General features: G+C 49.0%; 7 protein-coding genes. 6 read left to right on the top strand and 1 reads right to left on the bottom strand.

Annotation, left to right across the window (positions count from 1 at the left end; genetic code table 11):
- Positions 1 to 14: 14 nt before the first annotated feature.
- The 6 genes from F4Y39_17035 to F4Y39_17010 all read left to right on the top strand — a co-directional run bounded on the left by F4Y39_17035 (position 15) and on the right by F4Y39_17010 (position 13,879).
- Entirely contained in the window at positions 15 to 854 is an 840-nt protein-coding gene (locus tag F4Y39_17035; protein MYC15428.1) for a CPBP family intramembrane metalloprotease, read from the top strand.
- 109 nt (positions 855 to 963) lie between these two features.
- The gene (locus F4Y39_17030) at positions 964 to 2,430 is read left to right on the top strand and encodes a hypothetical protein (GenBank protein ID MYC15427.1); all 1,467 of its coding nucleotides are present in this window, start codon (positions 964 to 966) and stop codon (positions 2,428 to 2,430) included.
- Positions 2,431 to 2,532: 102 nt separating this feature from the next.
- The gene (locus tag F4Y39_17025; GenBank protein ID MYC15426.1) at positions 2,533 to 7,515 is read left to right on the top strand and encodes a protein kinase; all 4,983 of its coding nucleotides are present in this window, start codon (positions 2,533 to 2,535) and stop codon (positions 7,513 to 7,515) included.
- A 513-nt stretch (positions 7,516 to 8,028) separates the two neighbouring features.
- The gene (locus F4Y39_17020; GenBank protein ID MYC15425.1) at positions 8,029 to 9,459 is read left to right on the top strand and encodes an SPASM domain-containing protein; all 1,431 of its coding nucleotides are present in this window, start codon (positions 8,029 to 8,031) and stop codon (positions 9,457 to 9,459) included.
- 117 nt (positions 9,460 to 9,576) lie between these two features.
- Complete coding sequence (locus F4Y39_17015) at positions 9,577 to 10,569, top strand: sigma-54-dependent Fis family transcriptional regulator (protein MYC15424.1); 993 nt, start codon at positions 9,577 to 9,579, stop codon at positions 10,567 to 10,569.
- 28 nt (positions 10,570 to 10,597) lie between these two features.
- Complete coding sequence (locus tag F4Y39_17010) at positions 10,598 to 13,879, top strand: AAA family ATPase (protein ID MYC15423.1); 3,282 nt, start codon at positions 10,598 to 10,600, stop codon at positions 13,877 to 13,879.
- Here the strand turns inward: F4Y39_17010 and F4Y39_17005 are convergent.
- Complete coding sequence (locus tag F4Y39_17005; protein MYC15422.1) at positions 13,865 to 15,181, bottom strand: hypothetical protein; 1,317 nt, start codon at positions 15,179 to 15,181, stop codon at positions 13,865 to 13,867. The genes F4Y39_17010 and F4Y39_17005 overlap by 15 nt on opposite strands.
- Positions 15,182 to 15,188 lie beyond the last annotated feature (7 nt).

Here is a 15,188-nt window from a genome sequence, read left to right as displayed (position 1 = left end):
ACAAGGAAGAAGAGATGGCGTATCCAAATCTAAAGCAGTCTATTTGGCTGCTGGTATTATTGGTCCTGATTAGCGCAGGTTTGGGGATACCGGTTGCGATCCTGGGAACGATTATTGACCAGCCGTTACACAAAAGTCCTTATGCTATCTGGCCAGTGACACTGGTGAGTTTTGTTTTGGTCGTACACTATGTTTTGCGTCGAACCGGTCGAACCTGGGCTTCGTGGTCTGATATCATGCCCATAAAAGCCATTTCGTGGCAATTGCTACTGCCACTTGTGGTATCTATCCTTGGATTGCTTATCGTCTCTCTGGAATTGGGAAAAGTGATGATGTCTTTGGCCCCAACGCCCGAGGTGGTGAAGGATACACTCCGCGGGTTGGTCGGCAAAAAAACCTCTTATTGGTTGGCCTTTTACGGCGCAGTGATTCAAACACCTATCATAGAAGAGGCACTTTTTAGAGGCATTATTGTGGGTGGTTTATTGGCGTATTGGTCAAAGTATCAGGCCGCAATTTGGTCAGCAGTTTTGTTTGGCATATATCACCTGAACCCAGCGCAATTTCCCGTGGCCTTCATATTGGGGCTTGTATTCGCCTGGTGGATTATTCAAACGGGATCTTTATTGCCTTGTATCCTGGGACACGCATTGAACAATTTTCTGGCTATTACATTAGCACGATCGGGAATACCGGGCTTTAAAAATCCAAAGGCTCTGATCTTTCTGCCGTGGTGGGTGGTGGTGTGTGCTGTACTATTGGCCGCGATTGGATTGTGGTGGTTTTATCAGGTGGCGAAGCGCGAAGAAACAGATCACCTTGAGGCGGAAGTTGAACCCGAGAGACATTGTTGAAATTTCTAATGACACTTTTGACTGAGGACGAAAACACAACCGTGATTTCGTCACATCATGCACTAAACCTCGACCAGCTATTTCCCATCCTGATACGGGAGGGCGCATAATGGGTGTTCTGTCGTTTTTCACATTTTTGCGAAGCCCCGTTTACATCATCATCGCATTTTTTGCATATCTGTTGCTCGCCCACGTCTGGATGTCTTCCCAGACAGATCGGATCTCTGTGTTCGTTTTGTTTTTCTTTCTTGAATTTTGGGGCGGGACTATCGGCAGTATGGTAGGCGAGAACCAGTATCGGATGCTCACCTGGACCCTGCCGCATTTTCGCAAGCGTCTGCTGATCTGGTCGGCAACAGTCGGACTATTTTCCGTTGTAGCGTGGACGGTCGCACTGACTTATGCACCTCTCAATACGTCCTGGTCAACGATTTTGCTATTGAATCTGGGCCTCTATTGTATCGGATTTGCCCTTTCAGGGGGTTGGAATTTTGGTATCCAGAATCCCGGATTGGCTTCCGTGTGCCGTGGCTTTATCGTGTTCCTGGGGCTGACATCAGCCTATTTGTGGCAAGAGATACTCGCTTTTGGAGAGCAACAAATATTGGGGTTGGCTCTCATCGCATTCGCTATCGCAATTGGAACTCATTATTTCGCCTTTAACCAGACCGCTTTTCGCAGTAAGCCATTTTCTCTGGTTCTTCCACTGCGCTTAACCCTTTTTCCTCAAACCCGGGAGTTTTGGAAAAAGAATGCAATGAACAGGCGAAAGTCGAATACCAGATTGTGGCACTTCGATCACATCGGTACAGGCATCTTCAACTGGCTGCGTGCTGGTCAGTATGAAAATTCTGGTCTGGGTAGGTGGGGATCGCCACTTTCCGCATTTACTGCAGTATTTGCAATGGTGTTCTTTTTTCTTAACAGTATAACGCATATGTTCGGGTTGTGGGATCGGTCTCCGTATGATTTTGAGACGCTGTCAAAAATAGTTTATCACATGATTTTCTATTTTGACCAGTTGGACTCCAAGATCGACGGGGATATATTTACTGCAGTGTTTTTCGGCATTTGTATGTATCTTTTCATTCCTCCTATTTCACTGAAAAGAGGGTATGCCTATCCACTTTCGCGCACCCAGCGGATGTGGATTCGGTATAGCAGTTTGCTGGTACAAAATATTTCTTTTTTTGTAGCATCTATTCTGGTACTGGGCGTTCTGGGTATCCTGGCGGGTATAAAGGTCGGGTTTGTGTCTGAAGGAGATATGTCTTTGGAAATATTCTGTGTCCTTGGGTGGTGGGTCGTTCTTTTACCGATGTTGCAGTGGTTGCAAGTCAAATATGACCTGTATGGATTTCAAAGAACGCGGCGACAGATATGGGGAATGGCTGTCCTGATCTTGGGCATAATTTTGGCTTTTGGAATCACAGGTTTTATCAGTCTGATGCGCGTCTGGTATCCCGATTTGATGTTGACCTATGAAGCACCAGTTCTTTTTGTCTGTTTTATTCTTTTGCAATGGTTTCTATTGGCTCGGCTCAAACGGTATTATGCCACACAGGATCTGATTTAGATTAAGTAGATTGATAAGTCAATCGGATGGTATAGTGATTGCGATGCGCTCAACTCGACTCTCGCAGGACAGAAAGCATGATTTTTGTATAATTATGCATATATGCATTTGTTTTCTCATAAATTTTTTAATTTTTTATACACGTTGATAGCATTTAATAACTTGCAGCGTGCCGCCAGGGTTACGACAATAAGAGACACGAAGTATTGGCGTATCCATTATTTTGCACACGTATGTATTCCTATACCTGAAAAAATAACGTGTATGTTTGAAAACGGAACGATTCTCAACAACCAATACCAAATCCAGGCGCATCTGGGAACCGGGGGCATGGGCGAAGTCTATCGGGTGTTAGACCTGGAGCAAGGCCAGGAGTGCGCGCTCAAAATTTTGAATACCATGGTGGATCAGAAGGCTGTGCACCGCCGTTTTCACAGAGAATTTCAAGTGTTGAACAGATTTCAGCACCCGCGCCTGGTCCGCACATACACCTGGGGCTTTGCCGAAGAGCGTCCCTATTTTACAATGGAGTATTTGCCTGGAAAGACGTTGGAAAAAATAATTGCCGATCAGGCGCTGTTAGGACAATTCCGGACATCTCACTTTTTCGATTTGATACAACAACTTGCCGAGGGATTGGCTTATATCCACACGCAGGGTGCGGTGCACCGCGACCTCAAACCATCCAATATTATGGTTTTGAAAACAGAAGAGGGGATTGAGACCACGATTCTGGATATGGGACTGGCAAAACTCAGGCATCTGCATAGCGTTTCCATTACGCAGACAGGCACAGCCATTGGCACGGCAGAATATATGTCGCCAGAGCAGGGTAAGGGATTGTGGGTGGATCATCGGTCAGATCTATACTCATTGGGCGTGATTCTATATGAGATGCTCACGGGCGTACCACCCTTTTCTGGACAAAATCCCATATCTGTTATTATGAAGCATATTCGAGAGTCACCGCCACCAATAGGTGAAGCCCATGTCGAGATTCCTGCCCAGACGCAACAAATAGTGCTGAAATTGCTGGCAAAGGAGCCTGTTGATCGCTATCAGTCGGCAGAGGAACTGGTGCAGGCGTTAAATGGTGTGGTATCATCGGGGTTTGTGCTGCCGGATGACGAGCAGCGCGATGTGCATAGAAAAGTGATGCGTCCGCAATTTATCGGGCGCGAATCCGAGATGAAGATGTTGCGCACGATGTTGCAGGATGTACAGGCTGGCGAGCAACGTGTGGTTCTGATCTCCGGTGAGTCTGGTGTGGGAAAAACGAGACTTATTGAGGAACTATTGGGCGATGCTTTGATCCATGATTTTCTGTGTTTGAAAGGGGCGAGTCAGGAAGAGGGTGGACAAATATACGGTGCGTTGGTCGATGCTTTTCAAGGGAAGGTGGATTTGGTGGCAGAGTTACCCGACCCTGCAGAATCGGACAAGTTTTCTGTTATGGAGCGCTGGTTGCAGTTATTAAAACGTCTGCGACAGAAACAGCCCATTGTGTTGTGTTTGGAAGATATTCAATGGCTTGATGAATTAACATTGGAATTTTTGCAGTATGTGTTGCGCGATCCAGACCCGTGTCCATTTTTGTTATGCCTGACCTGTCGATGGCCTAACCTGGTGCCGCTTTCAGCGGAAATTGAGAATTTTATACACAGCAATGAACTTGCTAAAGCGACCCGGATTCAGTTGAAAAATCTACCCCGTGAAGAAGTGGGGTATTTAGCGGCGTCCATGTTGGGTGAAATATCCATACCGCGAGATGCATTACAATCCCTATTCAGAGAAACAGGTGGACAACCCCTGTTTGTCGTGGAGGCGGTAAGGACACTGGTGAATGCCGATGTGGTTCGACAGAATGGGTCCGGCGATTGGCAGTGGGGAGAATTTCCCGAAACTTTGTTGTCCGATGATATTTCAGAGGTTTTGCACAGACGCATAGCTACGCTGCCTGCGGTGCAACGTCGGGTGCTGGAATACGCCTGTGTTTTTCTGAGTGATTTTCCTTTTGAATTATTGGCTACGGTTTGGCGCGGCGATGAGTTAGAATTGCTGGATGTATTGGACGACTTGATTGCAGAAGGGCTTTTGACAGCTTGTAGAAAGGATGAAGATCGATATCGATTTTCGCAGGAATTGTGTCGGCGGGCAATTTACGATCGTATGCAAGATGTGCGGCGGCGGTTGTTGCATCGAGAAATTGGCAATGCTTTGGAAAAGACGGAACATGCAGAAGACTTAACGGAAGAATTAGCGGATCATTTTGCCGCGGCAGAAGAGCGGGATAAGGCTGTGAAATATATGCGTCGGGCAGGCCAAAAGGCATTGGAGACACAAGCGTATCGCCAGGCAAGGATACGGTTCGAGGCTGTGTGGGATTGGACAGCGGATAACGCCTTTGAATCACCTGCAGATGCCATCGACTTTTTGTGTGATTATGCAGATGCGTTGTGCAATTGTAGTCAGCACAATAGCGCACTGGCACTTTTAGACGAGGCACAGGCGTTATTGCCTGCTGATCGGAAAGACTTAAAGGCTCGTATCTTGAATCGGGAAGGTGGTATTCACAGCTTAGATAGACGAGGAGAAATAGCAGAAGAATATATGCTGGAGGCATTACAGCTTTATCAGAAACTCGGTGATATCGACGGAGAAATTCAGGCGTTAGTTAGTTTGGCTTATTTGTGTGATGTGTCTGAACGACACAAAGATGCTATTGCATATATGCGTCGGGAAATAGAGAAACGTAGTATGCTGGGAGACCCGCAAAATGAGGCTTTTATACAAGGCAGAGAAGGTCAAGCTGCATTGGTGGGATTTCGATTTGAGACAGCTAAGGGATATTTGGAAACTGCTGTAAAGACATTTAGGCAACTTGGGTTTGAACACCATCGCACTTGGGCACTCAATTTTCTTCCAAGAGTTTATTTTTATCTGAATAATTTCAATCTTGCGGAAGCCGTTTGCCACGAGGTCATTGGTGAATGGCATAAGCGAGGCGTTGTGTACTGGGAAGCAATGAATCTTCTCTGGCTTGGGGAATTGGCTCTGGAACGCGGTGATTTTGCCGAGGCATTGGAATATGCCGAGACCTCTGTGGAACGTTTTTTGCAAACACCGCGAAGAGATTATATCTATCGCGCTTATGCGATTGCGGCAACGGCTGCTGCAAGGACGGGAGATACAGAAGTAGCTCTTGAATGGGCAGAAAAAGCCAGTGAAGGTGTGCAACAAACATCGGGTATGTACACAGGCATATTGCCCCTGGTGTATTGTGGTATTGGCACTGCTTTAGACAAAGCAGGGCGGATTGCGGAGGCTGAACAGGCGTTTGAGCAGGCGATTGAATGCCGAAGAGAATCCAAAGGCGATCACTGGGCGCGGGCATTGCTGATGGTAGGGGAGATTTATCTCCAGCGCGATGATATGACAAGAGCTACGGAGTATCTCGAAGGGGCAAAACAGGCATTTGGAGAAATGGAAATGTCCTATTTTTTGGAGAAAACACAGGTGCTATTAAATCAATTATCTCACGACAAAGATGGCCGCGGCAATAATGCCGCATTCAGTTCTAAAATTTCAGTCGATACGTTGTCTGTTGATCGCTGGCGCTTGCTTTACGCTGTGAGCAGGGAATTGACCACAGAGCGCGATGTCAAAGTATTATTGGATCGAACTTTGGGTAATTTGTTAGCTGTTTATCCAGCAGAACGGGTGCTTGTTGCGATAAAAAATGAGACCCAAAAAGGCTTTGTGGTTGATGCGGTACGCTACTACAATGTAGAATCAGATGATGCAGAAGCACTGAGTCGGGGGATTATTCGTCGGGTTATTGAGACAAATGAACCCATCTTGAGCATTGACGCCCAGATAGACGAAAGATTCAATCGGTACCAAAGCGTAATAGACTACCACATTCGGTCTGTATTGTGCGTACCCGTATTCCATCTTAATGAAGGTGCGATGGGTGCCCTATATGTGGATCATCGCGGCATAGGCAACGCATTTTTTGAATCAGACCAGACGTTTTTACAAGCATTTGCGAATCTGGTGGGGATGGCACTGGTCAATGCGAGGATGTACGAACAATTGGAAGAAAAAGCGCAATATTTGCAGCAAGAGATCGAAAGGCAGTACCAGCTTGACGACCTGGTCGGGCAAAGTGATGCGATGCAGGCGATCTACTATCTTATCGAACGCGCTTCACAAAGTGATATACCCGTGCTTGTGCAAGGCGAAACAGGTACGGGCAAAGAATTGGCAGCGCGTGCCATACACTACAATAGCACGCGCAAAGACCAGCCATTTTTGTCGCAAAATTGTGCTGCATTTTCACCAGAGTTGTTGCAGAGCGAGTTGTTTGGGTACAAAAAAGGCGCATTTACAGGAGCGACTGAAGATCATAAGGGGATTTTTGAGGCGGCCAATGGAGGTACGGTTTTTTTAGATGAAATCGCTGATGCCTCGCCACAGTTACAAAGGAGTTTGTTGCGGGTGTTACAAGAAGGAGAAGTGCGGCGTGTGGGAGAAACAGAGGATCGCGCAGTAGATGTGCGCATTATTGCAGCGACCAATCGGGACTTAAAAAAGGAAGTTGAAAAAGGTTCTTTCCGCGAAGACTTGTATTATCGGTTGCACGGGATTCAGATCGCTATGCCGCCTTTGCGACAACGCATTGAAGATGTGCCGTTATTGGCCGAACACCTGCTCACCCAAGCAAAAAAAGATTCAAACAAGTCGGTTGGAGGGCTGACAGTGGGTGCAATCAGGGCGCTCACAAGTTATGACTGGCCGGGCAATGTGCGCGAGTTGGAAAATAAGGTTCGACTTGCGGTAGCATTGTCAGAAGAAGGTGGTGAAATCACGTCCGATTTGTTTTCAGAAGCTGTCGACCACGCGGTGTCAGGTGCCTCTGTCGAATACCAAAAACGTTTACGAGATCGTGTTCGGGAATATGAGAAACGGTTGATTATGGATGCGCTCGAGAAATGCGAGGGCAATATTACGCATACGGCTAAAGAACTGGGGATAACGCGTGCTGGCCTACAAAAAAAGATCAATCGTTTGGAGTTGAAATAGACGTTGAACAGGTGCATCCAACTGTATGCAGTAGTGCATCCAATTGTATGCACCTATCTATCCTTATATAATTCAGATAGTTATGTTAATTTTCTTTAAATAAGCGATTTAGAGGTGCATCCAACTGTATGCACTTTCGCCAGAATTTCCCAAATTTAGCATAAATGATTTTTTAATTTTATCTCTTTGCTTTTCAATCACTTGAGCACATTCAAGTGCTTTTTTTGTGCTGAGACGATTTTGGGCACGGATCTTGCAATATGGAAAGGGTAAACCGTTATGGCGCAGATTTTTTTCATTAAAGGAGGATAACATGGCAACACGACGTAAATTGACTTTGGTCAACGGAGCAATAGATCAAGAAGGTAGCATTCTTACGTATCGGGCTGAGAACGGTTTTGGAGTTGGCTGCGGATCTGGTTGGCCATCTGTTCCTCCCCTGCCCTTTCCCGATGATGACGATTGGAACGATTTTGATCAAGCTGAGTGATTTAATTTTAGGGAGTGCTTGACATGCTGTGCATTCAGAAATGCGACATGCATCTTTTTCATACTGAAGAGCAAAAACAGCCTGTTGCCTATCAGGTGGAGACGGGTCTGTTTTTTGAATTGGATACCCTTTTCGAGGCGATTTTAGCGTGTTGCGAGGGTTTGTCTGTTGCCCAGGTTGTCCAGAGGTTGGCCGATCAATACGAGGCAGAAGAGATTGGCGAGGCCATTGGGGAACTGTCTCAGGTGGGTTTGATTTCGGATGGTGCATTGCCTCTGGTATCCAATGTGCCGACCATAGAAGGGATGGCAGCCTGTGGGGTTTCGCAGACAGATCGTTTGCAGGTGTCTTTGCACGTTTCGCATACGTGCAATATTCAATGTGCTTACTGCTTTGCCCACGGCGGAGATTATGGCGGTAAGGCCATGCTGATGCAACCAGACGTTGCCGAGCAAGCCATACGCTGGATTGTTACCGAGGCTCAGGTGTTTGGGCGGTGCCAGATTGATTTTTTTGGTGGGGAGCCACTTTTGAATTTTCCATTGATGCAGAAGCTTGTCCCATTTGCCAAATCCCTGGGAGCGCGGTTGGGTGTGCAGGTTGGTTTTGGCATTGTGACCAATGGCACGTTGTTGACCGACGAGATGAAACAATTTTTGGTTGATGAAAATTTTCAGATTAAGGTCAGCCTGGATGGGGGACGTAAGACACAGGACCGCATTCGCAAGTTTCACAATGGTTCCGGTACTTATGATGTTGTGGCAAAGAATGTACAGAAATTGACTGCTGAGGCACCAGAACGCGTGTATTTGCAGGCTGTTATGACAGCGTATGATATGGACGAGGATCAGATTGCCGATGCGTTGCGTTCTCTGGGTACTGATAACGCGCTTGTTGGTCCGGCTGTTGTTTCACCGGATGCGCCCTATGCGATTGGGGAAGAACACATACCCGTTTTGAAGCAGCAAATTTACAAGCGAAGCCGCCGTGCGCTCAAAGCCATTCTAAAAGGTGAAGAGAGTGAAGAGTTTGATCCGCGGATTCAAAAACTGTTGACGCGCCAAAAATCCTGTCATGGGTGTCTGGGTGGTAAGCAGTATCTGGCTATTGCAGCAGATGGGTCGATTTATTTTTGCTCGAGTTTGGCCGACGCGCCCGAGTTTAAGATGGGTGATGTGTTTGCGGGTATTGATCGCGAAAAGCAACAGCATTTTGACGCGCAGTTCAATGTGAATAATCGGCCTGAGTGCAAGACGTGCTGGGCGCGCAACTTGTGTGGTGGCGGATGTCTTTGGGAGGCACGGACGACGACGGGTGACCCAATGTATCCAAATCCAGTTTCTTGTGAACAGACGCGTTATCGCTATGAATTGGCGATGGAGATGTGTATGGAGATTGCAGAAGCGGATGCGTCTTTGTTACAGCGACGATATGATCTGGAAGTGGTATCATAAGCAAAGAAGTTCTGATGAAAAACTGGTATCCAATACGGCATCCAAATAGGGATTAACACTCTGTTAGATGCCATTTATTTTGTTTCTTTGGGTGGGAGTCTCGACAGATTGTTGGTGATGGGAGAAATATATCAATCAAAAAAATCCGGCCTCAATAAATGGCCGCTCATTGGACAGCATTCCTCACTCTTAGACGTGCAAAAGCGCGCGTACCGCGTGGCAAATAGCGAATTGCCCGTCAACATCAGTGGAGAAACTGGCACGGGTAAGGAATTGCTCGCCCGTTATGTTCACGGCATTAGCCACCGCAACAGGGGACCATTTGTAACCGTTGACTGCGGTCTGCTCTCTTCTGAAATGTCGCGCAGCGAGTTATTTGGGCATGTTCGAGGTGCTTTTACTGGCGCCAGCCAAACGCGCATCGGACTGGTTGAATCTGCCCAAGGCGGTACGCTATTCCTCGATGAAGTGGGTGAATTGCCTGCCAACCTTCAGTTGCAATTGCTTCGCCTGGTACAGGAACAGGAATTTCGCCGCGTAGGCGAAGCATCCATGCGCCGGTCCAACGTGCGCCTGATCACTGCGACACACTGTAACTTGAAAAAAATGGTGCGAAAAGGGACTTTCCGAGAAGATCTCTATTACCGCTTAACTGTCGTACCTCTACATTTGCCACCCTTGCGGAAGCGACTGAGCGACTTGCCTCTTTTAATCACGCATTTTTGCAAAAGTATGAAAGAATACAATCGCGCATTTTCCCCCGAAGTAATTCAAAGGATGTCGCATTACGCCTGGCCCGGCAATGTTCGGGAACTACAACACGAAGTCGCCCGATTGATGGTCATGAGCGAAGGTAAAATTATCCGCGTATCCGATCTGCATCCTCGCATTCGAGGATCCAAAGCCGAGGTCGATGTATTTGACCTCCCGTTTAAAGAAGCCAGACAACTGGCGAACAGCCGGTTTATGCGGGAGTATCTCGACAGAGCCTTGAAGCGAACACAGGGCAATGTAACCCAGGCAGCGCAACAATGCGGGATTGGCCGACAGTATTTCCAATTGCGCATGTCCGAATACGGTCTAAAGTCGGCATCTTACAAACAGAAATAATACCTCACGGTGTACTAAAAAAACGTCAATGGAAAAACCCATTGACGTTTTTCTTTGCAGGGTGTTTCTTGAGCGTATCATGCAATACATCGCCGACATACACCTGCACTCGCGTTTTGCCCGCGCAACCAGCAAGACCCTGAACCCCGAAAACCTGTATCGGTGGAGCCTCATTAAAGGTCTGACAGTAGTGGGCACCGGAGATTTCACCCATCCGGTATGGTTTGACGAACTGCGCGACCAACTCGAACCCGCCGAAGAAGGGCTATATCAGTTGCGCTCAGACCTCAGGCGAGGCATAGACGCCGAGTTGCCACAAGCCTGTCGCGGACAAATGCGGTTTGTGCTCTCGGTCGAAATCAGTCTCATATACAAAAAGAACGACAAAACCAGAAAAATACATCACGTCGTCACAATGCCGAGTTTTGACGCTGCGGCGCGATTAAATGCCCGACTCGGCGCAATAGGCAACCTGAAATCCGACGGACGCCCCATTCTTGGCCTGGACAGCCGGGACCTGGTAGAGATCTGTCTGGAAGCCTGTGACGAGGTACTCTTCATACCCGCGCACATCTGGACCCCTCATTTTGCTGTCCTGGGCGCGAGTTCCGGGTTTGACACCCTGGAAGAATGTTTTGAAGACATGCTCCCCCACATCTTCGCCGTAGAAACCGGCCTATCTTCCGACCCGCCGATGAACTGGCGCCTATCCATGCTGGACAACTACGCAATCGTCTCCAATTCAGACGCCCACTCCCCACAAAAACTCGCCCGCGAAGCCACCTGCTTTAACACAGACCTATCATTCCGAGGAATGTATGACGCATTAAAAGACCGCGACCCAACGCGCTTTACGGGCACCCTGGAATTCTATCCCGAAGAAGGCAAATACCACTTTGACGGACACAGAAAATGCGACATATGCTGGAAACCCGTACAAACCCTCGACGCAAACGAAATCTGCCCGGTATGCGGCCGCAAATTGACCGTTGGTGTACTCCACCGCGTTGAAAAACTCGCAGACCGCGCAGAAGGCGACCGCCCCGACGTGGCGATGCCCTTTGAAAACCTGATCCCACTGCCGGAAATCATCGGCTCAGTCCTCCAGGTGGGACCCACCAGCAAGCGCGTACAAACCGTGTACGAACAAATGCTATCAACACACGGAGCAGAATTGAAAATCTTGCGCGAACTGCCCATCGAAGAAATCGCCAAAACAGGAGACTTCCTCATCGCCGAAGGCATTCGACGCATGCGCGAAGGGGAAGTTCACATAGACCCGGGATACGACGGCGTGTACGGAAAAATTCAAGTCTTCTCCGACGAAGACCGCGCACGCCTGAGCGGACAGGAATCGCTATTTCACATACCAGCCGAGGAGCCTTCGAAAGAGAAAGCAGAGAACGCGAGCCTGGACAAGAGCGCAGAAAACTCAATAGCCAAAGATTCTTCTTTCACACTTCCCACTTCACACTTCCCACTTCTCGACCCCCACCAGCAAGCAGCCGTAACAACGGAAAAAGGTCCCGTCATCGTAACAGCGGGACCCGGCACCGGAAAAACCCGGGCACTCACCCATCGCGTAATCGACCTGATCCAGAACCGCGGTGTATCACCCGCTTCTATAATGGCCGTAACATTCACCAATCGCGCCGCAACTGAAATGTGGGAACGGATCGTATCCCTATCCTCCAGAGGAGAAGAACTCGTACCCATGCGCGTGGGCACATTCCACCGCCTATCATTAGACCTCCTGCGAGAATACGCCCCCGAACAGCTGGGCGCAATAGCTGACCGAGGAGAAGCCCGCACCGTCTTACAGGAAGCAATAGCCGACATCGACACCGAAACATCGGTCGATGACGCCCTCTCCCAAATCTCGCTATGCAAAGCTACAGGACAGGAAATACCCGACATCACCGACACCGAACTCCAAACCATTTACACCAATTATCAACACCGCCTGACCACTTATGGCCTCATGGACTTTGACGACATCTTGCTCATCCTCCACAATGTACTCTCCGGTGACATTTTACAAACAGTCCAGGCGCGTTTTTCCCACATACTCGTCGATGAATTTCAAGACGTCAACGCCGTACAATACGCACTGGTTCAAAAACTGGCCGGAGATGGATCGGGCCTCTTCGTCATCGGCGATCCCGATCAAGCCATCTACGGTTTTCGGGGCGCGAGCGCGGGATATTTTGCACAATTAAAAGCGGATTATCCCGGATCAAACGAAGTAATCCTGCAGCACACATATCGCTCCACCCCTCAGATCATCTCCGCAGCATCCAGCCTGCTTGGCGAGCGATCGTACGTCCCCGTGCGAGAAAACGGTCCTAAACTGAGAGCCTTATCCACACCCGGCGAAACCGGCGAAGGCATCGCCATTGTAGAAGAAATCTCCCGAATGGTCGGCGGCGCAGACCTATTGCAAGCCAACGAAGAAGGCAAACGCAGCCTGGACGACTTCGCCGTATTATTCCGCACCGGACGCCAGGCAGACGCCCTGGAAGCGTGCTTCTTACAGGCGGGCATCCCCTACCGCGTCATCGGGCAAAAAAGCTATCTGGACGCGGCTTCGGTACAGCACGCCCTATCGTTTTTTAAGTGCGTCCTGAAGGACGACATTTCCAGTGCCCCAACCACCAGAGATATAATCGACCTCCTCTCCATCCCCACATTTGACCCTGGCAGAGAAGCGCGCGCAACAATGCGTCGTCATGCTCAAAACACCGGACTATCTGACGCTGTACAGGAAAAATTAGACGCCGCGATAGAAGCTGTAGATCGCTTCCACGATGAAACATCTCACCTATCGCCTTCCGAACTTATAGCAAAATGGGCAGAAGAATTTGCGACATCAGACGATATCGACCTCGAGCGATTGAGCCTATTGGCTCAAGGCGTGGATTCCATCGCGGAGTTATTGGACATCATCACCCTGGGACAGGATGGCGACTTTGTGCGTCGTGGAAAAATTGCGCGGCCCGAAGCCGTCACACTCATGACCTTGCATGCGTCCAAGGGCCTGGAATTCCCCGTGGTATTTATCTGTGGGGTTGAGGAAGGATTAATCCCGCACGCCAATGCGGATATCGAAGAAGAGAAACGCCTATTTTTCGTCGGCATAACCCGCGGACAAGACGAAGTGATCTTGACCCGCGCCCGAAGCCGCAGGCGATTTGGCGAACGCATCGCGCCCAAAATATCGCGCTTTGTAGCCGACATCCCCGAAGAAGTGATCGACTTTGTCGATCTGCGCACCAGACGCAAACCCGCCGAGCAATTATCCCTGTTTTAAAACATCGAGCATCTCGTGTACCGCGTCGTGAATGCGGTCTTCTGTATCTTCAACAAAGGGGCCCGTGCGCTTCCAGTGTTGCTGATTGAACCAGACCTCGTAGCCCCCTTCTGGAATCTGGCGTTTGACGGGAATATAACCGACAATATCATTTGTATAAGCCGCCACCAGAAGATTCTCAAAATAAGGCGCCAATTCTCTTTTCAAACGCAACCCGTGCTCCACATTCATCTCAGCAGCAAGCCCGACAATAGCCAGCGCATCGCCAAAACGCATAGTCTGGATCTCAAACGGAAAGCTGGTCGCAACCGGAATATTATTTTCAACGCTCTCGAACAAATGTCGCGCCCAGGCCCGTACATAGTCCGAACCGGCATTCAGACTGGACTTGACCAGATCCATATCAATGGGTTCGGTCTCTATATTCAGCACCGTCTGCGCAATAGAAATCGGACCGCTTATGTGCCGCAGGTTCTGCGAAGCGAGTACACGGATAACGGATTCCCCCAATTCGACACCAATATCCCGGATCTCATCGACCTCTCGCTGAACAAAAACTTTTGACATCGGATCGACGGGCTTCGTCTTCTGATCTCCGGCACAGCCCTGCAAAAAACAAGTCTCGACATCGGGATACACCGTTTCGATATGGTCGTAAGCAAAACACACGTAATCCCCCCCAATAAGCGTCCCGCTACGGCTGGTAGGATGACAGGCATAAGAAAAAATAACACACCGCAACTCGCCCTCGGGAGATTCAATCGCAATAACCGGGACATCGTGGTCATGAGGCGCTTCCAAAGAGGGCACCCACGCCACACCGCCCTTTCCATCTGCCTTTCGACGGGACCTCGCGATATCGCAACTCCCCGTACCAAAACTAAGACGCGCAGGAGACCGATCTTCCCAGGCTGTTTTTGCACACTCTGCGACATTTTCAAAAAGATCTTCGAGATAATCGTCGTCCAGTTCCCCGTGCCGCTCCCTGTCCATCTCCCGGATACAGGGACCGCAATGCGTATGCGAACCATTGAGAATAATATGCGCCGGATCAATACCCGTAGCCGCGTTAATCCTGCTTCGTACCTCTTCGGTGCGCTCGTAAAAACCCAGAATCTCGGCACCGACAATAAGCAACGGTGTCTCGCCGTCATCTATCGCAACCGCCGTAGCCTTCAAAGGATGATAAACCTCAGTAGAAGGCTCTTGCCGCGCCGCGAACCCGGCCAGATAAATCCCCACGGGCGGGGTAATATCGACCGTGCTAACGCCGACTTGATAGGTATGATTGGACGATGACATAACATAT

The organism is Gemmatimonadota bacterium (genome assembly GCA_009838845.1).
Classification (GTDB): Bacteria; Latescibacterota; UBA2968; order UBA2968; family UBA2968; genus VXRD01.
This window is presented reverse-complemented; position numbering and strand designations above follow the sequence as displayed.